This window comes from Streptomyces herbicida (assembly GCF_032656585.1).
GTDB lineage: Bacteria > Actinomycetota > Actinomycetes > Streptomycetales > Streptomycetaceae > Streptomyces > Streptomyces herbicida.
The window spans coordinates 129,517-152,316 of the sequence record NZ_JAUYWJ010000004.1 but is presented as its reverse complement, the minus strand read 5'-3'; the positions used below and the strand labels follow the sequence as shown (position 1 = coordinate 152,316).

At 72.3% G+C, this 22,800-nt stretch carries 25 protein-coding genes, 1 tRNA gene and 1 pseudogene; 11 read left to right on the top strand and 16 right to left on the bottom strand.

All coding sequences use genetic code 11. The features are described 5' to 3' along the window. Positions 1-63 precede the first annotated feature (63 nt). The 4 genes and pseudogenes from Q8A52_RS10395 (at position 64) to Q8A52_RS10380 (ending at position 2,759) form a co-directional block, all read left to right on the top strand. Positions 64-873: an alpha/beta hydrolase gene (locus tag Q8A52_RS10395; RefSeq protein WP_316750348.1), complete on the top strand. Its 810-nt coding sequence runs from the start codon at positions 64-66 to the stop codon at positions 871-873. Between the two features lie 102 nt (positions 874-975). Continuing rightward, positions 976-1,458: a Dps family protein gene (locus Q8A52_RS10390; protein ID WP_316750347.1), complete on the top strand. Its 483-nt coding sequence runs from the start codon at positions 976-978 to the stop codon at positions 1,456-1,458. Positions 1,459-1,504: 46 nt separating this feature from the next. Then, positions 1,505-1,837 carry a DUF3140 domain-containing protein gene (locus tag Q8A52_RS10385; RefSeq protein ID WP_316750345.1) on the top strand — a complete coding sequence of 111 codons (333 nt, stop codon included), beginning with the start codon at positions 1,505-1,507 and terminating at the stop codon, positions 1,835-1,837. 116 nt (positions 1,838-1,953) lie between these two features. Then, a pseudogene (locus Q8A52_RS10380) lies at positions 1,954-2,759 on the top strand (SAM-dependent methyltransferase). A gap of 31 nt (positions 2,760-2,790) precedes the next feature. On the opposite strand, the gene Q8A52_RS10375 reads toward Q8A52_RS10380, so the two are convergent. Both Q8A52_RS10375 and Q8A52_RS10370 read right to left on the bottom strand, forming a co-directional pair. Continuing rightward, the gene (locus Q8A52_RS10375; protein WP_316750343.1) at positions 2,791-3,723 is read right to left on the bottom strand and encodes an NADP-dependent oxidoreductase; all 933 of its coding nucleotides are present in this window, start codon (positions 3,721-3,723) and stop codon (positions 2,791-2,793) included. A gap of 114 nt (positions 3,724-3,837) precedes the next feature. Further along, on the bottom strand, positions 3,838-4,701 hold the full coding sequence (locus Q8A52_RS10370) for a Cof-type HAD-IIB family hydrolase (RefSeq protein ID WP_316750342.1): 864 nt from the start codon (positions 4,699-4,701) through the stop codon (positions 3,838-3,840). 135 nt (positions 4,702-4,836) lie between these two features. Between Q8A52_RS10370 and Q8A52_RS10365 the strand changes: the two genes are divergently transcribed. From Q8A52_RS10365 to Q8A52_RS10350, 4 genes are read left to right on the top strand one after another with little or no spacing between them, the layout of a single operon-like run. Then, positions 4,837-5,667: an SAM-dependent methyltransferase gene (locus tag Q8A52_RS10365; protein ID WP_316751010.1), complete on the top strand. Its 831-nt coding sequence runs from the start codon at positions 4,837-4,839 to the stop codon at positions 5,665-5,667. A 37-nt stretch (positions 5,668-5,704) separates the two neighbouring features. Further along, entirely contained in the window at positions 5,705-7,108 is a 1,404-nt protein-coding gene (locus Q8A52_RS10360; RefSeq protein WP_316750340.1) for a glutamine synthetase family protein, read from the top strand. Between the two features lie 2 nt (positions 7,109-7,110). Then, entirely contained in the window at positions 7,111-8,268 is a 1,158-nt protein-coding gene (locus Q8A52_RS10355) for an amidohydrolase family protein (protein WP_316750339.1), read from the top strand. A gap of 42 nt (positions 8,269-8,310) precedes the next feature. After that, complete coding sequence (locus tag Q8A52_RS10350) at positions 8,311-8,838, top strand: NUDIX hydrolase family protein (RefSeq protein ID WP_316751008.1); 528 nt, start codon at positions 8,311-8,313, stop codon at positions 8,836-8,838. A 6-nt stretch (positions 8,839-8,844) separates the two neighbouring features. On the opposite strand, the gene Q8A52_RS10345 is transcribed toward Q8A52_RS10350, so the two are convergent. Beyond that, positions 8,845-9,774, bottom strand: coding sequence for a carbohydrate kinase family protein (locus Q8A52_RS10345; protein WP_316750335.1), 930 nt, complete (start codon positions 9,772-9,774; stop codon positions 8,845-8,847). Continuing rightward, entirely contained in the window at positions 9,771-10,457 is a 687-nt protein-coding gene (locus Q8A52_RS10340; RefSeq protein ID WP_316750333.1) for a class II aldolase/adducin family protein, read from the bottom strand. Before Q8A52_RS10340 ends, Q8A52_RS10345 begins: the two co-directional genes overlap by 4 nt. Positions 10,458-10,514: 57 nt before the next feature. Between Q8A52_RS10340 and Q8A52_RS10335 the strand changes: the two genes are divergently transcribed. Continuing rightward, positions 10,515-11,171 carry a TetR/AcrR family transcriptional regulator gene (locus Q8A52_RS10335; protein ID WP_316750332.1) on the top strand — a complete coding sequence of 219 codons (657 nt, stop codon included), beginning with the start codon at positions 10,515-10,517 and terminating at the stop codon, positions 11,169-11,171. A 190-nt stretch (positions 11,172-11,361) separates the two neighbouring features. Here Q8A52_RS10335 and Q8A52_RS10330 read toward each other — a convergent pair. Beyond that, a tRNA-Pro gene (locus tag Q8A52_RS10330) sits at positions 11,362-11,435 on the bottom strand. Between the two features lie 123 nt (positions 11,436-11,558). Here Q8A52_RS10330 and Q8A52_RS10325 point away from each other — a divergent pair. Continuing rightward, positions 11,559-12,266: a transketolase gene (locus Q8A52_RS10325; protein WP_316750330.1), complete on the top strand. Its 708-nt coding sequence runs from the start codon at positions 11,559-11,561 to the stop codon at positions 12,264-12,266. Between the two features lie 34 nt (positions 12,267-12,300). Next, positions 12,301-13,212, top strand: a complete 912-nt coding sequence (locus tag Q8A52_RS10320; RefSeq protein WP_316750328.1) for a transketolase family protein — start codon at positions 12,301-12,303, stop codon at positions 13,210-13,212. 46 nt (positions 13,213-13,258) lie between these two features. On the opposite strand, the gene Q8A52_RS10315 is transcribed toward Q8A52_RS10320, so the two are convergent. The 11 genes from Q8A52_RS10315 to Q8A52_RS10265 form a co-directional block, all read right to left on the bottom strand. Beyond that, the gene (locus Q8A52_RS10315) at positions 13,259-13,618 is read right to left on the bottom strand and encodes an MmcQ/YjbR family DNA-binding protein (protein ID WP_316750326.1); all 360 of its coding nucleotides are present in this window, start codon (positions 13,616-13,618) and stop codon (positions 13,259-13,261) included. 30 nt (positions 13,619-13,648) lie between these two features. Then, the gene (locus Q8A52_RS10310; RefSeq protein WP_316750325.1) at positions 13,649-14,179 is read right to left on the bottom strand and encodes a GNAT family N-acetyltransferase; all 531 of its coding nucleotides are present in this window, start codon (positions 14,177-14,179) and stop codon (positions 13,649-13,651) included. Further along, positions 14,176-14,760: a helix-turn-helix domain-containing protein gene (locus Q8A52_RS10305; RefSeq protein ID WP_316750323.1), complete on the bottom strand. Its 585-nt coding sequence runs from the start codon at positions 14,758-14,760 to the stop codon at positions 14,176-14,178. The genes Q8A52_RS10310 and Q8A52_RS10305 overlap by 4 nt, the downstream gene beginning before the upstream one ends. Positions 14,761-14,806: 46 nt before the next feature. Next, positions 14,807-15,709, bottom strand: coding sequence for a LysR family transcriptional regulator (locus Q8A52_RS10300; RefSeq protein WP_316750322.1), 903 nt, complete (start codon positions 15,707-15,709; stop codon positions 14,807-14,809). Positions 15,710-15,740: 31 nt separating this feature from the next. Beyond that, complete coding sequence (locus Q8A52_RS10295; RefSeq protein WP_316750321.1) at positions 15,741-16,940, bottom strand: glycine C-acetyltransferase; 1,200 nt, start codon at positions 16,938-16,940, stop codon at positions 15,741-15,743. Positions 16,941-17,002: 62 nt separating this feature from the next. Then, positions 17,003-18,031 carry an L-threonine 3-dehydrogenase gene (gene tdh, locus Q8A52_RS10290; protein ID WP_316750319.1) on the bottom strand — a complete coding sequence of 343 codons (1,029 nt, stop codon included), beginning with the start codon at positions 18,029-18,031 and terminating at the stop codon, positions 17,003-17,005. Between the two features lie 147 nt (positions 18,032-18,178). Then, on the bottom strand, positions 18,179-18,751 hold the full coding sequence (locus Q8A52_RS10285) for a GAF domain-containing protein (RefSeq protein ID WP_316750317.1): 573 nt from the start codon (positions 18,749-18,751) through the stop codon (positions 18,179-18,181). 62 nt (positions 18,752-18,813) lie between these two features. After that, positions 18,814-19,413, bottom strand: coding sequence for a GTP-binding protein (locus Q8A52_RS10280; protein WP_316750316.1), 600 nt, complete (start codon positions 19,411-19,413; stop codon positions 18,814-18,816). After that, positions 19,391-19,762, bottom strand: coding sequence for a DUF742 domain-containing protein (locus Q8A52_RS10275; RefSeq protein WP_316751007.1), 372 nt, complete (start codon positions 19,760-19,762; stop codon positions 19,391-19,393). Before Q8A52_RS10275 ends, Q8A52_RS10280 begins: the two co-directional genes overlap by 23 nt. A 2-nt stretch (positions 19,763-19,764) precedes the next feature. After that, a complete protein-coding gene (locus Q8A52_RS10270; RefSeq protein WP_316750314.1) occupies positions 19,765-20,199 on the bottom strand; it encodes a roadblock/LC7 domain-containing protein in 435 nt (144 codons plus the stop codon). An 80-nt stretch (positions 20,200-20,279) separates the two neighbouring features. Then, entirely contained in the window at positions 20,280-22,583 is a 2,304-nt protein-coding gene (locus Q8A52_RS10265; protein ID WP_316750312.1) for a sensor histidine kinase, read from the bottom strand. Between the last annotated feature and the right edge of the window lie 217 nt (positions 22,584-22,800).

The following is a 22,800-nucleotide window of genomic DNA, read 5'->3' as shown; positions in this document are numbered from 1 at the left end:
AGACCTCCGCCCGGCCCTCTGGGAAGATCCTCGGGCACCTTCACCGAGGCAGCCGGAGGAGACATGGCCGACACGCGGGAGCACGTCCTCACCGGGACCCGCGGCACGATCAGCGCACGCGAGTGGCCGCACCCGCGGCCCCGGTACATCGCCCTGGTGGTGCACGGGTACGGCGAGCACGCCGGCCGCTACGACGCGCTCGCCGATGTCCTGACCGGGCACGGCGCGGTGGTCTACGGCCCCGATCACATCGGCCACGGCAGGTCGGCGGGCGAACGCGTGGTGATCGAGGACTTCGAGGACGTGGTCACCGATGTGCACACCGTGGCCGGCCTGGCCCGCACCGCGTACCCGGACCTGCCCGTCGTCGTGATCGGCCACTCCATGGGCGGCCTGATCGCGGCCCGTTACGCCCAGCGCCACGGCGACGAGCTCGCCGCGCTCGTGCTGTCCGGCCCGGTCATCGGCGTCTGGGAGCTGCCGGGACGGCTGCTCGCCCTCGACGAGATCCCGGACACCCCCATCAGTCCGGGCGCGCTCTCCCGCGACCCGGCGGTGGGCGCCGCGTACGCCGCCGATCCGCTGGTCTGGCACGGTGCGATGAAGCGCCCGACGCTGGAAGCGTTCGTACGGACCCTGGAGACCGTCGCCAAGGGCGGCGACACCGGTCCGCTACCGCTGCTGTGGCTGCACGGCGACGACGACCGGCTGGTGCCGCTGCCCGGCAGCCGCATCGGCGTGGAGCGGCTGAGCGGCGGCCGACTGGTCGAGCGGATCTATGCCGGAGCGCGGCACGAGGTGTTCAACGAGACGAACCGGGCGGAGGTCTTCGCGGACCTGACCGCGTTCCTGGACGGCGTGCTGACGGGCTGATTCCGGACGGTCCGCCGCGGGGTCCGGCCGTCGTGTTTGCACCGGTCCGGCCTGGGCACCCGCGCCCGCATGGAGCGGTGACGACGAGAGGAGAACCGCGTCATGACCGTGGTGAAGAGCACCCTGCCCGACGAGGCGCTCCGGGTCACCGGAACCGCCCTGCAGGACACCCTCGTGGATCTGCTCGGGCTGTCGCTGATCGGGAAGCAGGCGCACTGGAACATCGTGGGCCCCCGGTTCCGTTCGATCCATCTCCAGCTCGACGAGGTGGTGGCGACCGTACGCGCGTACTCCGACACGGTCGCGGAACGCGCCGCCGCGCTCGGCGTTCCACCGGACGGGCGGCCGGAGACCATCGCCGCGACCTTCGCCCTGCCCGGCACCAAGGACGGCTGGCTGCGCGACACGGAGGTCGTCAAGCTGCTCGTGGAGACCCTGGAGTCGGCCGTGGGGCGGCTGCGCGAGCGGATAGACGCGACGGAGAAGGCCGACCCGGTCACCCAGGACCTGCTGATCGGCATCACCGCCGACCTGGAGAAGCAGCGCTGGATGTTCGAGGCGGAGAACTGGCCCCGCGACAACTGACCCCGCGACCGCACCCACCGGCGAGAACGAAAAGAAGGGGGACGCGATGACCGACGCCCTCGAACTCGACGCGCTGTGGGAGGACTTCCACCGCGCGGTGAACATGACCTCGCAGGAACTGGCGGCCTGGCTCCGGGTCCGCGACGCCGACGAGGACGCGGAACCCCTGCCCGAAGACGCGGGCACACCCACCGGGCAGCACGTCCTGGCGATCCTGCAGAAGCGCCGCACCGACCTCACCGACGAGGACATCCGGGTGATGTACCGGGTGGTGGACACGGTCGGCGACCTGGCGGACGTGGAGAACGAGCCCGCGGCCGAGGACACGCACCGCCGGCACCAGCTGATGACACTCGGCCACGATCCGCTCAAGCCATAGCCGTAGCCGTGGCGGAACAGGTGGCCGAAGACCGTCTCCGCCACGCCGCATGATCGTGCCAGACTGCTCGCACCGCCCCAACGGCCCACCGGGGCCGTCGAGCAGAGGAGCACCGTGTGACCGGGCGTGAGCCGGCCCTCCACGAGATCGACACGACGAGGCCGCATCCGGCCCGGGTGTACGACTGGTTCCTCGGCGGCAAGGACAATACCCGGTGGACGAGGAGCTCGGCCGCCGGATCATGGCGATCGAGGCGGGCGCCCCGAGGGCGGCACGCGCCAACCGCGCGTTCATGCGGCGGGCCACGCGTCTGCTGGTCCGGGAGACCGGAATCCGCCAGTTCCTGGACATCGGCACCGGCATACCGACCGAGCCCAATCTGCACCAGATCGCCCAGTCCGTCGCGCCCGACGCCCGTGTCGTCTACGTCGACAACGACCCGATCGTCCTGGCCCACGCGGGCGCCCTGCTGCGCGGCACCCCGGAGGGCGTCACGGAGTACGTCCAGGCCGACGCCCGCGAGCCCCGGGCGATCCTCGAACAGGCCGCCCGCGTCCTCGACTTCGGCCGGCCCGTCGCCCTGTCCCTGATCGCGCTCCTGCACTTCATCGCGGACGACGACGGCGCCGGCGAGCTGGTCGGCGTCCTCGTCGACGCCCTGGCGCCGGGCAGTTGCCTGGTCCTGTCCGCGATGACCGCCGACTTCGAGCCCGAGAACGTAGGGCGGGGCGTCGCCGCCTATGCCGCCGGCGGAGTGACCCTGGTGGCCCGTTCGCACGACGAATTCGGCCACTTCTTCAAGGGACTCGACCTGATGGCCCCGGGGATCGTCTCCGTGACGGACTGGCGCCCCGAGGACGGCGGTGACGGGGAGGAGCCGGTCTCGCTGTACGGGGGTGTCGCTCTCAAGCCCGGCTCGTGACGCGACGGCACGGCGGCCCGCCGCCCACCCTTCACGACACCCGGATGACGATCTTCCCGCGCCGGTGGCCCTGCTCCAGCGCGGCGTAGGCCTGCGGGGTCTCCTCCAGCGGCACCACGCGGTCCAGGCGCGGGGTCAGCTTCCGGTCCCTGACGAGCCGGGACAGCTCCTCCAGCCCCGTCCGGTCCGGCTCCACCACGAAGAACAGGCCGCCCGCCCGGGTGGGGTCCGGCGGGGAGACGATGCTCACCAGTACGCCGCCGGGCCGCAGCACCAGCCAGGAACGGTCCTGGGTGTCGCCGCCGACCGTGTCGAGGACCAGGTCCACGTCCTCGACGAACGCCTCGAAGCGCCCGGCCCGATGGTCGACGACCTCATCGGCGCCCAGTCCCCGGACGAAGTCCGCGGTCTCGGCGGTTGCCGTGGCGACGACCCGGGCCCCCAGGGCGGCCGCGACCTGCACCGCGATCGACCCGACACCGCCCGCACCGCCGTGCACCAGCACGTGCGCGCCGGGGCGCAGACCGCCATGGGTGACCAGCGCCTGCCACGCCGTCAGCCCGGCGAGGGGGAGGGCGGCCGCCCGGTCGTGATCCAGCCGTGGCGGCTTGGCGGCGAGCACGGCCGCCGGAACCGCGGTGAACTCGGCGGCCGCCCCGTCCCGGGTGAACGGGATCAGCCCGTACACCTCGTCGCCCGTGCCCCAGTCCGTCACCCCGGGCCCCGCCGCGACGACGACCCCGGACACCTCCTTGGACGGCACGATGGGCACCCGAGGGCTTCCACCGCCGTCGAACGCGTCGGTCCAGGTGGCGTCCCAGTCCAGCTCGCCCCGGGTGATCGAGGCGGACCGCACGGCCACCAGCACCTCGCCCGCACCGGGCACCGGGCGCGGTGCGTCCTCGTACGTCAGTTGCTCCGGGCCACCGCGCCGGTGACCCCGTACCGCGTGCATCGTGTCCATTCCGACCTCCGGATCCGGAATCTCAAGACTGCGCACGCAGCACGCCGGTCCGCATCCGCGGTGACCCGCGGTCGGGCCGCCGGTCCGAGGCCGCAGGCGTGCCGGGGAACCGGCTCAGTGGCCGGACATACCCAGCACTTCGGCGATCGTGCGCAGCACTCCGTTGTCGTTGTTGGACGGGGCCAGATGGCGGGCCCGGGCGACCACCGCCGGGTGGGCGTTGGCCATGGCGAAGGACCACTCGGCGGCGTCGAGCATCTCCAGGTCGTTGAGGTAGTCGCCGAACACCATGGTCTGGGCGGGCGTGATGCCGAGTTCGCGCTGCAGGCCGCGCAGGGCGGTGCCCTTGTTGGCGGTGCGGTTCATGACATCGACCCAGTGCTCGCCGGAGACGACGACCTGGTGGGTGTCCGCGAAGGCCGACAGGGCGGGCGCCGTGGTCCGCTCGGCCTGGCCGAAGTCGAACAGGGCCACCTTGATCACGTCGTCGTCGACCGTGGTGACGTCCTCGACGACGCGGTGCTCGACGTAGTACTTGCGCACCTCGGCCAGGAAGGGCTCGTCGGTCCGCTCGACGTACGCGGACCGCTTGCCGCAGACGACGGCGCCCACGTCCACGCCGTCCGCCACCAGCCGCCGTACGGCCCGGGCGAGGCCGGCGGCGACGGCGGGCGCCAGCGGGTCCGAGCTCAGCTCCAGCCCGTCGCGCACCACATAGGTGCCGTTCTCCGCGATGAACACCATGCCGTCGGCCACATCGGCGAACTGCCTTGCCAGTGTGGCGTACTGGCGGCCGCTCGCCGGGCTGAACAGCACACCGCGCCGGCGCAGTTCGGCCAGCATGGGCCACAGCCCCTCCGGGATCCGCTTGGCGTCGTCGAGGAGCGTGCCGTCCATGTCGGTGACGACGAGCCGGATGTCGGCAGGGACGATGGGCAGGTCGGGAGTCGCAAGGAGGGACGCTGGGGAGGCGGGCATGTCCTGCTTCCGGTCGGGGACGGACGAACTCGAACCAGTGTTCCTCATGCGCCGGGTGGTCCCGGACCGGCCCGCTGCGCCGATTCCCGGGACATGACGATCACCGGACGGCACAATGGCGGCGGACAGCCGCGCATGACGAAGGGCAGCGACGTGAGCGAGAGTCACCCGGCGGAGGGTGGAGCGGCGAGGCTGAACACCACCGTGGCGCACAACGCGCGGGTCTGGAACTACTGGATCGGCGGCAAGGACCACTACGAGGTCGACCAGCGGGTCGGCGAGCACGTCGCCGGGATGTTCCCGGTGATCCGGGCGGTGGCCCGAGCGGACCGCGACTTCCTGGGACGGGCGGTGCGGTTCCTGGCCGTCGAGCGCCGGGTGCGGCAGTTCCTCGACATCGGCACCGGTCTGCCGACCGTCGACAACACGCACGAGATGGCACAGCGGATCGCGCCCGAGTCCAGGATCGTGTACGTCGACAACGACCCGATCGTGCTCATGCACGCCCGCACGCTGCTGACCAGCACCCCCGAGGGCGTCACCGACTACATCGACGCCGATGTGCACGACCCGGACAGCATCGTCGGGCACGCCGCCGAGACCCTCGACCTGGACCGGCCCGTCGCGGTGATGATGCTGGGCATCCTCAACTTCGTGCTCGACACCGACAAGGCGCGGGACATCGTGCACCGGGTCATGGCGGCGGTCCCCTCGGGCAGTTTCCTCGTCCTCACGCATCCCACCTTCGACGCCGACCTCGGCGGCGAGGGCAATATCGCCGCGATGAAGTTCTGGAACGAGAACGCCACCCCGCCGATCACCGCCCGTACCCGCGCCGAGATCGCCGGCTTCCTCGAGGGCCTCGACCTGCTGGAGCCGGGCCTGGTGCCGTGCTCCCAGTGGCGCGCCGGGACCGACTCCGCCGCCGCGGTACCGCAGTTCGGCGCGGTGGCCGTGAAACCCTGACCACGAGCGGGCGAGGCCGAGCCCGTCGAGGAGGACCATGACCACCCTTGTCGACCCCGTGCCCGGCGGACGTCCGGGCGACGTACGGCGGGCCGATGCGCTCGCCGCGGAGCTGGCCGAGCGGGGCGTGCGCGGAGTCGTGCTGGCCTATGTGGACACCGCGGGCATCGGCCGGGTGAAGAGCGTACCGACGGCACGGCTCGCCACGGCGGCGGCCTGGGGCATCGGGATGTCCCCCGTCTTCGACACCTTCCTGGCCGACGACTCCATCGTCACGACCGACGTGCTCGGCTCACCGGACGGCGACCTGCGCCTCTACCCGGACCTCGACGGGCTGGTGGAGCTGGCCGGACAGCCCGGCTGGGCCTGGGCCCCCGTCGACCGCATCACCCAGGAGGGCGAGCGCCACCCCGGTTGCAGCCGGACCTTCCTGCGCCGCCTGGTCGCGGACGCCGAGGAGCGGCTCGGGATCACCTTCCGCGCGGGCATCGAGATCGAGTGGTCGGTCGGTCTCGGATCGGCGCCCGACGGGGAGTTCGTCCCGGCGGTGTCCGGCCCGGCGTACGGCGCGACCCGGCAGGTCGAGCTGAGCGACTACACCGCCGATCTGCTCGCGGCCTGCGCCGCCCAGGGCGTGGACGTGGAGCAGATCCATCCCGAGTACGCGCCCGGACAGTTCGAGCTGTCGGCCGGGGCGCTGGACCCGGTGGCCGCGGCCGACCGCAGCGTGCTGGTGCGGCAGACCGTCCGCGCGGTGTCGCAGCGGCACGGCCTGCGCGTGTCCTTCGCCCCGGCCGTGTCCGCCGAGGGGGTCGGCAACGGCGGCCACATCCATCTCTCCTGCCTGCGCGACGGGGTGAGTCTGCACGCCGGGGGCGAGGGCCGGTACGGCATGACGCCCGAGGCCGAGTCGTTCGCTGCCGGGGTGCTCGCCCGGCTGCCCGCGCTGACGGCCGTGACCGCACCGAGTCCGGCCAGCTATCTGCGGCTCAAGCCCTCCCAGTGGGCCGGGGTGTTCACCGCCTGGGGCCGGGAGACGCGCGAGGCCGCGCTGCGGGTGGTCACCGGTACGGCCGGCCGCCAGGAGCAGTCGGCGAACCTCGAGGTCAAACCGGTCGACCTGGCCGCCAACCCCTATCTCGCCCTGGGCTGCGTCATCGCCGCCGGGCTCGACGGGACGGCGTCGGCCGCGCCCCTGCCCGAGGAGATCACCGGGGACCCGGCACGGTTCGGTGCCGAGGAGGCGGCGGCCCGGGGCGTGCACCGGCTGCCGGTCTCTCTGAAGGAGGCGGTGGAGCGGTTCCGCGCGGACGAGGTGCTGCGTGCCGCGCTGGGCCCGGTCCTGGCCGACGCGGTGACCGCCGTACGTCTCGGGGAGGCCGCCGCCGTCGAGGGCCTCGACGACGCGCAGGTGGCGGCGGCCTACCGCTGGAAGTACTGACGATGGCCGCACCCGGACCGGTCCAGGACGCGCTCGCCGGTCTGCCGCTCGTGGACCACCACTGCCACGGCGCCGTCATGGCCGACCTCGACCGGCCGGCGTTCGAGTCGCTGATCACCGAGGGCGAGGTGTGGCCCGGCAGCGGGATCTCGCCCTTCGACAGCCCCGTCGGCGTGGCCGTACGACGACACTGCGCGCCCCTGCTGGACCTGCCCCGGCACGCGCCCGCCGCCGACTACCTCGCCCGGCGGTCCGCCCTGGGCTGGCGCGAGGTCAACCGGCGGTTCCTCACGGCGGCGGGGGCCGAGACGTTCTGCGTGGACACGGGCTATGCCCTGCACCCGGTCACCGGTCCAGCCGAGCTGGCGGACGCCGCGGGCGGTGCGGCGTACGAGGTCGTGCGGCTGGAGGGCGTGGCCGAGGCGGTGCTGGCGCGGGGCGTCGAGGCGGGCGAGTACGGGCGCGTGTTCCGGGCGGCCGCGGAGGAAGCCGTACGGCGCCCGGGCGTGGTGGCGGTGAAGTCGGTGGCCGCCTACCGCACCGGCTTCGGCCTGGACCCCGCGAGGCCGGCGGACGCGGAGGTGACGCGGGCGGCCCGGCACGCACTCGACTCCGGCACCGGCCGCCTGGCCGACCCGGTCCTGGTACGGCATCTGCTGTGGACCGCCGTGGACCTGGGACTCCCGCTGCAGCTCCACACCGGACTCGGCGACAACGACATCCGGCTGCACCGCTGCGACCCCGCCCTGCTGACGGACTGGCTGCATCTGACGAGCGGCACGATCCCGGTGCTGTTCCTGCACTGCTGGCCCTACCAGCGTCAGGCGGCCTATCTGGCGGCGGTGTTCGAGCAGGTGTACCTCGACGTCGGGCTCGCCCTCCACTACACGGGGCCGGCCCGGTCCCGGGCGATCCTGGAGGAGGCTCTGGAGATCACCCCGTTCCGCAAACTTCTGTACAGCTCCGACGCCTACGGTGTGGCCGAATTCCACCACCTCGGCGCGCTGTCCTTCCGGCAGGGACTGGCGGCTCTGCTCCAGGACCGGGTGGACGCCGACGAGCTGAGCCTGCCCGATGCCCTGCTGATCGCCGCCTGGACGGGGCGTGACAACGCCCGTCGCCTGTACGGACTGCCCGCATCCGACCATGGCCGCGACTGAGCGCGCGCCCCACCCGGAAAGTATGATCAAGCAATGTCTGACATGACCGAAACCACGCCCGGCTGGCTGTCCACGGACGAGCTGGAAATGGCCCGCGCCAGCATGCCGATCCTCTACGTCGAGGCCGTGCCCGTGCGCGTCGACGACAGCGGCGAAGTCACCAGCATCGGACTGCTGCTCCGCATCGGACCGGACGGAACGGTCAGCCGGACCCTGGTCTCCGGCCGTGTCCTGCACCACGAACGGGTCCGCGACGCCCTGTTGCGTCACCTGGAGAAGGACCTCGGCCCGGTGGCCCTGCCCCGGGTCCCGCCCTCCCTGCAGCCCTTCACGGTCGCCGAGTACTTCCCGACCGCGGGTGTCACCCCGTACCACGACCCGCGCCAGCACGCGGTGTCCCTCGCCTACGTCGTCCCGGTGACCGGCGACTGCCGGCCCCGGCAGGACGCCCTGGACCTGGTGTGGTTCACCCCGCAGGAGGCCGTCTCGGAGGCGGTCCAGAGCGAGATGCCGGGCGGCCACGGTGTGCTGCTGAAGCAGGCCCTCGCGCACGTGGGCCACGTGGGCTGAGCCCGATCAGGCGTGTGACCCGTGCGCCGCGGCGAACGCGTCGGCGGCCGCGAGGTCGAAGTCGCCGTGGTCGCTGCCGAGTCCCTGGGCCACCAGCGCCGCCGCGGCACAGCCGAGCACGGCGGACTCGCGGGGCGTACGGCCCAGGCCCACGCCGCGCAGGAACCCGGCCGAGAAGGCGTCACCGCATCCGGTGGTGTCGACGACGTCGATCGCGAAGGCGGGGACGGTTTCGGTGCCCTCCCCGGTGACCAGGAGCGCTCCCTCGCCGCCGCGGGTGACCGCGACGAGGCCGGCGCCTGCGCCGAGGAGCTTCTTTGCGCCCGCGACCAGGTCCTCCTCGCCGGAGAAGCCCAGGACCTGTTCGTCGTTGGGCAGCAGATGGTCCACGTACGGCAGGGCCGCCGCGATCTGCTCGAAGCTGCCGAGGACACCGGGGGCGAGCAGGTCCACGGAGGTGACGACGCCGTGTTCCTTCGCGTGCGACAGGATGCGCGCGGCGACGTCGACGCCGATCAGTTCGGGGCCACCGAGGTGCAGATGAGTGGCTTCGGCGATCGCGTCCCAGGGGACGTCGTCGAGCCCGTAGGTGATGTTGGCGCCGAGCAGGTGCAGCGAGGGCCGGTCGCCGTTCGGGCGGATGGGCAGGACGCTGGTCGAGGTGGAGGTGTCCGCACGGCGGACGAGGAGCTCGGTGTCGATGCCCGCCCTGCCCAGCAGCTGGACCAGCATGTCTCCGGTGGGGTCGGATCCAATCGCCCCCGCGCTGCGCACCGAGGCGCCCAGCTTGGCCAGGGTGAGCGCGGTCCCGCCGGCGGTGCCGGCGGCGGTCATCCGGATGTCCTCCACCAGTGTCGCGCCCTGGCCCTCGGGTATGGTCTCCACCGGCCGCACCAGCACGTCCAGCACATGCACGCCCAGCGTGACGACCTTCATCGGTTTCCCTCCTGCACGGGTGGTACGGACTGGGTGGTGCCGTAGTTGCGTGCGATCGCGGCCTCGATCACCGCGAGTTGCTGCTGTTCGTCGAGGACGCGGGGAGTGCCGATGGCGGCCGCGTGCTGATACACACCGCAGGCCCACTCCAGCAGCAGGGCGTTCTCGACCGCCTTGTCGAGCGTCGGGCCGTGGGTGAGCGCCCCGTGACTGGCCATCAGGGCGGAGCTGCGGCCTTCGAGCGCCCGGAGCACCGACTCGGCGAGTTCCGGGGTGCCGAACGTGGCGTACGGGGCGACCCGGACGGTGCCGCCGAGGGCGAGCAACTGGTAGTGGATGCAGGGAAGTTCGTCCAGGACGCAGGACAGGGCGGTGGCCATCGGGGCGTGGGTGTGAACGATCGCGCCGGCGCCGTAACGCCGGTAGACGCCGAGGTGCAGTTCCAGTTCGGAGGTCGGCCGCAGGGTCCCTGCCACGACCTTCCCGTCCAGGTCGACCACGGTCACCTGACCGGCGGTCAACTGGGCGAGAACCGCCCCGGTCGCGGTGACCGCGACCCGCTCCCCCACACGCACGCTGACGTTTCCGGCCGTACCCATCAGCAGTCCCGCCGCCCCCAGACGGCGGCAGGCGTCCGCGACGGCGGCTCTCTCCCGGCCCAGCGCGGAGCTTGAGTCCGTCATGTCCGCGACGCTAACGTAAACCTGAAACAAAGTCACGTTCAGCTTCGGAGGCCATACATGGGCGAGCCGACCACGGACACCGACCGGGCCGATGGCCTCACCCCGCTGCGCCGCACTCCCCGGCAGGCACGCAGCAAGGCCCGCCTCGCCGGGGTACTGGAGGCCGCCGAGCGAGTCCTGGTCTCCGAGGGCGTCGAGGCGCTGACCACCACGCGCGTCGCGGCGGAGGCGAAGGTGTCGGTCGGCTCGCTGTACCAGTACCTCCCCGACCGCGACGCGATCATCGACGCCCTGGCGGGCGGATACTTCGCCCGGCTCGAGGCGGTCATGGACGACTTCGGCCGGACCGCGGCCGACCAGCGCTGGGACGACCCGGTCGGCGTGCTCCTCGACGCCTGCGCCGCGGTCTACCGCTGCGAACACGGCTTCCGGGCGCTGTGGTTCGGCAGCGGTCTGACCGAGCGGACCCGGGAGGCGGACCGCGAGCACAAGCGCCGGATGGCCGACGGGGTCCGCCGCATTCTGCTGGCGCTCGGCCTGGCCGAGGACGACGAGGCCCTGAGCCGGGCCTGCCACGCCGCGTTCCTGGCCGCCGACGCACTCGCCCAGGAGGCGTTCCGCCGCGACCCCGAGGGCGACGCCGCCCTCCTCGACGAGGCCAAGACCATGCTGCGGGGTTACCTCGTCGAGGTCACCGGGCGCTACCGGCCCTAGGTCCTGTCGTCAAATCCCCGTCTGCCCGGCGACGCCATGCACGCTCCCCCGAGCTGTCGGCTTCGCTCGAGCAGGGGACCCCCATGTCGCCGCAGGGCCCGCCCTGCGGGCGGACGACGGGGATTTGACGGCAGGACCTGGCAAAAAAAGGGCCTCCGCGGGCTGCTGCCCGCGAAGACCCCTCGCACCGTCGGGACGACAGGATTTGAACCTGCGACCCCTTGACCCCCAGTCAAGTGCGCTACCAAGCTGCGCCACGTCCCGGTGCCGTCTGACCTGGGGTTTCCCCGGTCGAAACGCGCAGGGAAACAATACCGCACTCGGGTCGGTGGTCGCGCACCCTTTTGTCTTGACCTCAAGTTTGATTGAGGTTGCACGATCATCCGCATGACGATCACCGAGACGCGCGGGCGCACGTACACATACACGGACCTGCCCGGGCTGATGAGCAGGATGACCGGCGACGAGAAGCACGGCCCGGCGGCCACCTCCACGCTCGACGTGCTCTGGGTCCTGTACGACCGGGTGCTGCGGGTCGGGCCGCGGTCGACGGACGATCCGGCACGGGACCGGTTCCTGCTGAGCAAGGGGCACGGGCCGATGGCGTACTACGCGGTACTGGCCGCCAAGGGCTTCGTGCCGGTCGAGTGGCTGGCGGGCTTCGGCTCGTACGACTCCCCGCTCGGCCACCATCCCGACCGTGTGCTGGTGCCGGGGGCGGAGATCGGCAGCGGCTCGCTCGGGCACGGGCTGCCGATCGCGGTGGGCACGGCGCTGGGGCTGCGCGCCCAGGGGCTGGACGATCCACGGGTCTGGGTGCTGATCGGGGACGCCGAGCTGGACGAGGGCAGCAACCACGAGGCGATCGCCTTCGCCGGGCCCGCCGGTCTGGAGCGACTGCACACCGTCGTCGTCGACAACTCCTCCGCGAGCCACACCCGGCCCGGCGGGATCGCCGCGCGCTTCGAGGCCGCGGGCTGGTCCGCGGTGACCGTCGACGGCCGGGACCACGAGGCGCTGTACGCCGCCTTCACCGCGCCGCATCCGGGCCGTCCGCACGTGGTCGTGGCCCGTGTCGAACCGAAGCACGCCTGACCCGATTCCAGACTTTCAGAAGGGCCTGACCTCCATGGACACCATGCGTGACCGCTTCGCCCCCGTCGTCTCCCGGATCCTCGACGAGGATCCCCGGGTCGCGGTCGTCCTCGCCGAGATCGGCAAGGACGGCTTCGCCGGGGCGTGGCGCCGGCATCCGGACCGGGTGATCAACGTCGGTATCCGCGAGCAGCTCCTGGTCGGGGCCGCCGCCGGGCTCGCGCTCACCGGAATGCGCCCGGTCGTGCACACCTTCGCCAGTTTTCTGGTCGAGCGGCCCTTCGAGCAGGTGAAGCTGGACCTCGGGCACCAGGACGCCGGGGCGGTACTGGTGAGCGCGGCCGCCTCCTTCGACTGGCCCGCGGGCGGCTACACGCACATGGCACCCGGCGACGTGGCACTGCTCGACACCCTGGACGGCTGGACCGTACATGTGCCGGGGCACCCCGACGAGGCCGAGACACTGCTGCGGCACGCGGTCGCGGCGGGAGACGACAAGGTGTACGTCCGGCTGTCCGTGCAGACCAACGGGAAGGGCCTCCCGGTGGACGGACAGCGTTTCCTCACCGTCCGCGAGGGGCGCTCCGGCGTGGTCGTCGCCGTGGGTCCGGTGCTGGACGCCGTCCTCACCGCCACCGAGAACTTCGATGTCACCGTCCTGTACGCGACGACGGTACGCCCCTTCGACGCGCCCGCACTGCGCCGGGCCACCGAGTCGGCGGGCACGGACGTCGTGCTGGTCGAGCCGTATCTCGCCGGAACGTCTACGGCCGCCGTGAACGAGGCCCTCCCGGACGTGCCCCACCGGGTGCTCGGGCTGGGCGTGGGGCGGCGCGAACTGCGACGGTACGGAAGCGTCGAGGAGCACATCGCCGCGCACGGGCTCGACGCGGCAGGTCTGCGGGACCGGATCGCGGGGTTCGTCGCTGCGCCGCTACGGGGGTGATCGGTGCGCGGTCACGGTACGGGCGCCCGGCGCCGAGTCGGGTTTCTCACGCCCCGCCCGGCAGCCCCAATTCCGGGTGGGCGTCGAGGAGTCGGGGTGGGGCCGCCTGACGCCAGGAGTCGGCGAGGATGTCGCGCAGTTCGTCCTCGTCCTCCAGTGCGGCGAGCCGGACGCGGACCCAGGCGAACTGGGCCTCGTGGTCGGCGATCCAGAACTTCCCCGGTTCCGCCAGGACCAGTTCGTCGCGCTCCTCCTTGGGACAGCGCACGGCGATGGAGGTCTCCTCCTCGGGCAGCGTGGCGAACATCTTCCCGGCCACCCGGAACGTGGGCATGCTCCAGGCGATCTTCTCCATGGTGTCCGGCAGGGACAGGGCGATGCGGCGTACGTCTTCGGCATCCGGCATGACAGGCACCGTAGCCCGTGCCACTGACAGTCACCTGGTCGGAGCGGGCATGCGCTTGTAGTAGAGCGAGGTGGGACGCAGCACTCCGGCGGGGCTCGCCGCGTAGTCGGGGATGACGCCGGCCCTGGTCCAGCCGGCCGAGCGGTAGAGGTGCTCGGCGGGGCTGTCGGTCTCGGTGTCCAGATGCAGGAGGGTGATTCCGGCCGCGGCGGCCGCATCCTCGGCGGTGGACAGCAGCCGGCGGCCGAGACCCCGGCCACGGCCGTCCCGGTGGACCATGAGCTTGACGATCTCGCCGCGGTGCCGGCTGTTGGGTTTGCCGGGGAAGGCCAGGCTCACCGTCCCGGTCACCCGTCCGTCCTCGCCCCGCGCCACCCACACGGCGAGCTGCCCGGCGGCCACGGCAGTCACCCGCTCCTCCCACCAGGCGAGGGCCTCCGCGTGGCCGAGCGGGGCCAGGAAGCCGACGGACGCCCCGTCGGCCACGACGGCGGTGAGCAGTTCGGCCAGTCCCTCCGCGAAGTCCCTTGCGCAGTCCGCGTCCAGGCGGGTCACCGTCATGGCAGCACCACCGCCAGCACATAGCGCACGTCCTCGGGCCCCGGGCACCGGAACCGCGTCGCTCCCCACACCCGCAGCCGCAGGCAGTCACCGGTGTCCAGTCGGTGCCGGACGTCCTGAGCGGTGATCTCGAGCGCTCCCGCCAGGACCCAGATGTGCTGTTCCAGGCCCGGTACGGGCGGCCGGTCGTAGGCGATGTCGGCCCCGGCGGTCAGGCGCCCCTCGACGAGCTCGCCGCGCAGCCCGGCGTGCGGGGGCGACACCGAGCGCCTTACGAATCCGGAGGCCCGGTCCTCCCACACCGACTGCTCGGCCGCGCGCAGCACCAACGCGGGCGCCGACTCCACCTCGCTGAGCAGCTGGGACATGGTCCGCCCGTACACCTGGCACAGACGGTTGAGGAGCGCTGCCGTGGGGCTGACCTCCGCGCGCTCGGCCCGGGACAGGGTCGATCTGCTCACTCCGCTGCGCTCCGCCAGCTCGCCCAGCGACCAGCCGCGTTCGGCCCGCAGCTCGACCAGGCGGGCCCCGAGCCGCGCGTCGACGGCGTCCGGGGCGAGGCCTTCCCGTTCACGTCTCATATCCGGGACGTTATCCCCGATATGAGACGGACGGATTACGGAAGGCTCACGCCTGTGCCGCCTCGCCCAGTGCGTCCAGCACCTGCCGGATCAAGGGGTGGCCCTCGGCGCCCCGCCGGACCGCCGCGAAGACCCGGCGGGTCGGGGCCACGCCGTCGACGGGGCGGACCACCACGCCCGTGAGGTCCATGCCGCGCAGGGCGGAGCGCGGGACGAGGGCGACGCCCGCGTCGGCGGAGGCGAGTGCCACGACAGCGCGGAAGTCGTCCGAGGAGTGTTCGAGGCGAGGCTGGAATCCGGCGCTCTCACAGGCCAGGACGACGACGTCGTGGCAGGGGTTGCCGGGGTAGGGGCCGATCCACGTGTCCTTGGCCAGCTCGGCGAGGGGGACCTCGGTGGTGTCGGCCAGGCGGTGGGTGACCGGGACGACCGCGTCGAAGGGCTCGGCGTAGAGCGGGACGTGGGTCAGCCGCGGGTCGTCTGCGGGTGGGGCCCCGCGGTACTCGACGGCGACCGCGACATCGACCTGCCGGTCCAGGACCATGGGCAGGCTGGCGTCGCCCTCGGCGTCCTGGACGCGGATGCGTATGCCGGGGGCCGCCTGCGCGAGCCGGGCCACCGCGGGGGCGACGACCTGGGCGATACCGGTCGCGAAGGCGGCGACGGTGACCGTGCCGGCCTCGCCCGAGCCGTACGCGGCGAGTTCCGCCTCGGCCCGTTCCAGCTGGGCGAGGACGGCATTGGTGTGCCCGAGGAGGATCTCGCCGGCCGGGGTCAGCCGTACGCCCTTGGCGCTGCGCTCGACCAGCCGGTGGCCCGTCTCCTGCTCCAGGGCCGCCAGCTGCTGGGAGACGGCCGAGGGCGTGAGATAGAGCGCGGCGGCAGCCGCTGTCACGGTGCGGTGGTCCGCCACCGCACGCAGGATGTGGAGCCGCCGCGCTTCGATCATGCGGCCAATTATCGCAAGGCGTCCGCCCTGCTCAGCCCTCCAGCTCCGCCCGGGCCGCGACGAAGGCGTCGACCGCACGGTTGACGTCCTCGGTGGAGTGGGCGGCGGACAGCTGGACGCGGATGCGGGCCTGGCCCTGCGGGACGACCGGGTAGGAGAAGCCGATCACATACACACCGCGCTCGAGCAGCAGCTCCGCCGTGCGGCCCGCCTTCGCGGCGTCGCCGATCATGACGGGCGCGATGGCGTGGTCGCCGGGGAGGATGTCGAAGCCCTCCTCGGTCATCCGGCGGCGGAACAGCGCCGTGTTCTCGGTGAGACGGACACGCAGCTCGTCGGCCGACTCCAGCAGGTCGATGACCTTCAGGGAGGCGGCCGCGATCACCGGGGCCAAGGTGTTCGAGAACAGGTACGGCCGCGAGCGCTGGCGCAGCAGGGCCACGATCTCGGCACGGGCGGCGACATAGCCGCCGGACGCGCCGCCGAGCGCCTTGCCGAGGGTGCCGGTGATGATGTCGACGCGGTCCATGACACCGTGCAGCTCGGGGGTGCCGCGGCCGCCGGGGCCGACGAAGCCGACGGCGTGCGAGTCGTCGACCATGACCATCGCGTCGTAGCGGTCGGCCAGATCGCAGATCTCACGGAGCGGGGCCACGTAGCCGTCCATGGAGAAGACGCCGTCCGTGACGATCAGCCTGCGGCGCGCACCGCCCTCGGTGGCCTCCTTCAACTGCCGCTCCAGGTCCGCCATGTCGCGGTTCGCGTAGCGGAAGCGGCGGGCCTTGGACAGGCGGATGCCGTCGATGATCGAGGCGTGGTTCAGGGCGTCGGAGATCACCGCGTCCTCGGCGTCGAGCAGCGTCTCGAAGACGCCGCCGTTGGCGTCGAAGCAGGAGGAGTAGAGGATCGTGTCCTCCTGCCCGAGGAACGCGGACAGCCGCGCCTCCAGCTCCTTGTGCACCTCCTGAGTACCGCAGATGAAGCGCACGGAGGCCATGCCGTAGCCCCAGCGGTCCAGGGCCGCGTGGGCCGCGGCGATCACCTCGGGGTGGTCGGCGAGACCGAGGTAGTTGTTGGCGCAGAAGTTGAGGACCTCGCCGGGGCGGCCACCCGCGCTGACGTTGACGGTCGCGGACTGCGGGGTGTCGATCACCCGCTCGGGCTTGTGCAGACCGGCGGCACGGATCTCGTCGAGGGTGGCGCGCAGGTCGTCTCGAACAGAGTTGAACATGAGGGGCTCCATCAAGTGCAGGGGGCGAGTGAGCCGAAGGGGGAGGCGAACCGAGCCGGAAATCAAACAGTCCAGTCGAGGATCACCTTGCCGCCGCGGCCACTCGCCGCGTCGGCGAACGCCGCCTCGAAGTCGCGGTAGTCGTACCGGCCGGTGATCACGGGGGACAGGTCGAGGCCGGCTTCCAGCAGCACCGACATCGCGTACCAGGTCTCGAACATCTCGCGGCCGTAGATGCCCTTGATGGTGATCATCGAGGTGACGATCCGGGACCAGTCGACAGGGAACTCCTGCGTGGGCAGGCCGAGCATGGCGATCCGGCCGCCGTGCGTCATGTTGGCGATCATGTCTCGCATGGCCTCGGCGCGGCCGGACATCTCCAGGCCGATGTCGAAGCCCTCGCGCAGGCCGAGTTCACGCTGCCCGTCGGCGATGGTCGACTCCGCCACGTTGAGCGCGAGGCTCACCCCGACCTTCCGCGCCAGCTGCAGGCGCTCCTCGCTGACGTCGGTGATCACGACGTTGCGGGCGCCGGCGTGCCGGGCCACCGCGGCGGCCATGAGGCCGATCGGGCCCGCGCCGGTGATCAGGACGTCCTCGCCGACCAGCGGGAAGGACAGCGCGGTGTGCACGGCGTTGCCGAACGGGTCGAAGATCGCGGCGACGTCGAGGTCGACGGGGACGCGGTGCACCCAGACGTTGGTGGCGGGCAGGGCGACGTACTCCGCGAACGCCCCGTCGCGGCCGACGCCGAGCCCGATCGTGGCCCGGCACAGATGGCGGCGGCCGGCCAGGCAGTTGCGGCACTTGCCGCACACCAGGTGGCCCTCCCCGCTGACCCGGTCGCCCACCTTGATGTCGGCGACGTCCCGGCCGGTCCCGACGACCTCGCCGACGAACTCGTGTCCGACCACCAGCGGGGTGCGGATCGTCCGCCTGGCCCAGCCGTCCCAGGATCGGATGTGCAGATCGGTGCCGCAGATGCCGGTCCGCTGGACCTTGATCAGTACGTCACCGGGTCCGACCGTGGGCTCGGGGACGTCCGTGAGCCGGAGTCCGGGCTCCGCCTTCTCCTTGACCAGCGCCTTCAACGCTACGGCTCCTGTGGGTGAGGCCCTGGTCCGGGCACGCCGAAGGAGCCCTGAACCGGGGAAGAGGGGTGGAAACTGAGCTGCAATCTGCCGCATTCGCGGGGCGCGGTCCATCGAGCTTTTCTTAACCGCCGCCTCAGCTTTCCTTCACGCCCCCGCGGACCCCTCGAGCCGCTCAAGTCCCGCGGCGAGTTCCACAGCCGTCGCCTTGATGGTCTCCAGGCCGGTCTTGCCCCAGTGCCGGGGCTCCATGTCGGCGACGCACACCGTGCCCAGCACCATGCCCGCGCTGTCGATGAGCGGGGCTCCCAGATAGGAGCGGATGCCGTACGTGTCGACAATCGGGTTGCCCGCGAACCGCGGGTAGTCGCACACATCCTCCAGCACCAGCGCCTTGCGCCGGACCACCACATGGGGGCAGAAGCCGTGGTCGCGGGGCATGGAGCGGCCCACTTCGGGCCTCGTGCCGTCGGGCATCACGACCGGTCCGGCGCCCGGCGTGCGCAGGCCGGCGAAGAACTGCCGTTCCTGGTCGATGAAGTTGACCATGGCGTACGGCGCGCCGGTGAGCTCGGCGAGGCGGTCCGCGAAGGCGTCGAGGGCGGGCTCCGGGCGCTCCCCCAGGCCGAGTCGGCGCAGCCTGTGGGTGCGGGCGGGGGCCTCCCTGTCCTCGGGGGTGAGCAGCAGACCCCTGACCGGCTTGGGCGGCTCGTAGCTCATGGCCTGGCTCCGGCTCTGTGGACGTGGGTCATGTGCGGGCTCCGTGGCGGGTTGTGCGGGGATCACCTGTGGGCGCCGTGGCTCGGCGCGTGGGCGGGGGCGTGGGCGATGAGATGACGTACCAGGGTGAGCAGGGTCTGGACGCCCGAGCTGGAGATGCGTGCGTCGCAGCGGACGACGGGGATCTCCGGGTCGAGGTCGATGGCGGCGCGTACCTCCTCCGGGTCGTAGCGGTAGGACCCGTCGAACTCGTTGACGGCGACGATGAAGCCGAGACCGCGCTCCTCGAAGAAGTCGACGGCCGCGAAGCAGTCCTCCAGGCGGCGGGTGTCGGCGAGGACGACCGCGCCGAGCGCGCCTTCGGACAGCTCGTCCCACATGAACCAGAACCGCTCCTGCCCGGGCGTGCCGAACAGGTACAGCACGTGCTGCGGGTCGAGCGTGATGCGGCCGAAGTCCATCGCCACGGTCGTCTCGACCTTGTTCTCGATGCCGTCGAGACTGTCGGTCGCGGCGCTGACGGTGGTGAGGAGCTCCTCCGTGCTGAGCGGCGCGATCTCGCTCACCGCGCCCACGAAGGTGGTCTTGCCGACCCCGAACCCGCCCGCCACAAGGATCTTGAGTGCGGTGGGGAACGGGTCATAGCTGTCGTCGTAGTCCATCGAGCACTGCCTCCAGGAGGGACCGGTCAGTGGGGTTGTGGTGGAACGCGGGGGGCTTGGCGGTCAGCGCCCCGCAGTCGACGAGGTCGGAGAGCAGCACCTTGGTGACCACCGCCGGCAGCTTGAGGTGGGCGGAGACCTCGGCGACGGGGACGGGCGCGCGGCACAGGTCGAGTGCCTGGACGTGCTCGGGGCCGAGGTAGCCGAGTGGGGTCGCTCCGGTGGCCATCACCTGTGACATGAGGTCCAGGTCGATGGTGGGCCGGGTGCGGCCGTCGCTGACCGTGAAGGGGCGCACCAGCCGTCCGGCCGCGTCGTCGAGCCAGGGCCCGTCGCCGGCCGTCGGCACGCTCAAGGCCTCATCGCCGGGGGTTCGACGGCGTGCTGCCGGGGTGCGGTCACCAGGTAGGGGCGGACGCTCTTGACGAGCATCGCCATCTCGTAGCCGAGCACCGCCGCGTCGGCCTCCCGGCCGGCGAGCACCGCGAGGCAGGTGCCGGAGCCGGCGGTGGTGACGAACAGCAGGGTCGAGTCGAGTTCGACGACCACCTGCCGCACGTCCCCGCCGTCGCCGAACCGGACACCCGCGCTGCGGCCGAGGGAGTACAGGCCGGAGGCGAGGGCTGCCATGTGGTCGGCGCTGTCGGGGTCGAGGCCGTGGACGGACTTCACCAGTCCGTCGCAGGAAAGGAGCACCGCGCTGGAGGTGTGCGGTACGCGCTGCACGAGGCCGCTCATCAGCCAGTCGAGGTCGGATACCTGGGCGGTCGGCGCATCGCTCGCCATGGTCGATCGACTCCTTGGGGTACGAAGGTCTGTGGGAGCGCCGGGCGTGGGGGTGGGTCCTGGGGTGGAAACGGGGGTGGTCATCCGGCCGGTGCGCTCCCGTCGGGCCGGGTGGTGAGATCGGATCCGGGCAGATGGTCGCGGGCCTCGGTCATGGGGGCTGCGTCCAGCTGCGGCCGGTCCAGGGTGTGCGGGGTGACCATGGAGGTCGGAGGGGCCATGGAGGCCGCGCCCATGTGCGGTGACTGCGTGGGGGCCGAGTTGCGCAGGTCGCTCGCGCCCCGGTCCGTCAGGCTCGTACGAGTCCACTCGGTGCGGGGCGCCTCTGTGCGCGGTGGCTCGATGCGGGTCGGCTGCCGATCCATGTCTCCCCGACCCATGTGGGCGTGCCCCAGCTCTGTCGGGCAGGTGTGGTCCGACTCGCCATGTGCCGGTCCCCCAGGCATCGGCTCGGGATACGCAGCCTCCATGTGCTGCTGGGCCTCGGCGAGGCCGACTCCGCGCTGGAAGGCTGCCATGAGGCCGGGGTCGTGTCCGGCGGGGGTCTCGCTGTCCTGGCGTGGCGCCGGCCCGCCGCGCAGCTGGGGCACGATGTGCTCCTGGGCGCGGCGGCGGGGCAGTTGGGGCTTGCCCATGGTGCCGCGTACGACGCCGGTGACGCGCGGGGTGGGGGGCGCGCCCGCGTTCTCCTCGACCGTCCGGCGGTCGTCGGGCCGGACCCCGGGCACGGCCGCGGCGGGAGTGGGCCGTGCCTCGCGGGCACCGCGCACCGGCAGCGGTGCCGGGGCGCCACCGCCTGCCGGGCCCGCCGTCGCGGATTCACCGTGCGCGTGCCATCTCGTGGCGCCTGTCGGCGGCTCCGCGGAACGGCCCGGCGGCTGTCCGGGCCGTTGCCCTGCCCGGTGACGACTCGCGGAACCTGCCGGAGATCCGCTCTGGGGCCCCGCCGGTCCGTTCGGGGCCCCGCCCCCGGCAGTCCCCCGGGCTCCTCCCGGACTTCCGTCCGCCGCTCCCCCGGGTACCACCGGTAAGGCACCGCCCGGGGACACCCTGGCTGCCCCCGTCGCGGGATCCGGCCCGCCTGCGGTCGGCTGTGGATGCTGCCGCGGCGCGGGGGAAGGCAGCTGTTCTGCGCCCGTCGCCTCGCGCGGCTGCGGTACGGCTCCGGGCACACCCGGCGTGGTACCCAGCAGCCCCTGCGGGACGACGAGCACTGCCTGCACGCCGCCGTAGATGTTGGACTGCAGGCGGACATGGATGCCGTGCCGCCGGGCGAGCTGGGAGACGACGAAGAGGCCGATGCGGCCGTCGGCCAGCAGGCTGGCGACGTTGACCTGGTCGGGGTCGGCGAGCAAGGCGTTCATCCTGGCCTGCTCGCCGACCGGCATGCCGAGCCCGCGGTCCTCCACCTCCACGGCGAGCCCCGAGGTGACGAGGTTGGCGCGGAGCAGGACCTGGGTGTGGGGAGCGGAGAACACCGTGGCGTTCTCGACGAGTTCGGCCAGCAGGTGGATGACGTCGGCAACGGCGTGACCGCGCAGTTCGCCGTCGATCGGCGGCACCAGCTTGACCCGCGAGTACTGCTCGACCTCGGCGATGGCCGACCGCAGCACCTCCGTCATGGAGACGGGGTTGCTCCACTGCCGCCGCGAGACGGCGCCGCCGAGGACGGCGAGGTTCTCGGCGTGCCGCCGGATGCGGGTGGCGAGATGGTCCACGTGGAAGAGGCCCTTGAGCAGGTCGGGGTCCTCGATCTCGTTCTCCAGCTCGTCGAGTATCGAGATCTCCCGGTGCACGAGGGACTGCAGCCGCCGGGCGAGGTTGACGAAGACCTCGAGCTTCTGTTCGCTGCCGGTCTGGCTGGAGAGCTGTGCGGCCTGGACGACGGCGGTGACGGCGCCGTCGTGGGCGTGGGCCAGGTCGGCGGCGAGGAGTTCGAAGTCGTCTGCGTCCTCGGGCGGTCCGCCGCGCGGCTTGCGCTGCGGCGCCGTCTCCCCGCGGCGCAGCGCCTCGACGAGGGCACGCAGTTCGGCCTCGCCGCGGGCGGCGCTGCGGCGCAGGGCGCCGACCCGGTCGCGCACCGAGCGGGCGGCGCGGCCGGCGGCGAAGGCGGCGATCGCGATGCCCGCGACCGTCACCGAGACCGCTCCGGCGATCACGGCCCACAGGGTCATGCCGGGCCGCGCTCCGGTGGAGCGGACGGTGAACAGGACGACCGCGCTGCCGCTGAGTGCGACCGCGGTGGGCGGCAGCACGGCGAGACGGAGGAGTTGGGGACGTATGTGCGTCTCGGGCAGCGCGGGAACGGGGCGGGCTACCGGTCGCCCGTGTCGGCCGCCCTCACGGCGGTCGGCACGTGCGGCCGGTGCACGGAGGTGAGACATCGGTGTCCTCGTACTGGTCCGTCGGGCCTGATTCCACGCGCTGGTGCGCGATATGGGCATACGCCATCGCGGTGTCGGTCGATAGAGCCGTCGAATTTCGGCCCTTCGTCGCCCGACGGACACTCACAGTAGTCGCCTGTGCATCATGTGCGGTGGGCAGTTGACAAAGTCCCACGGGCAGCGTCCCGCTCTGGTATGAGGCGTCGTACGACAGACC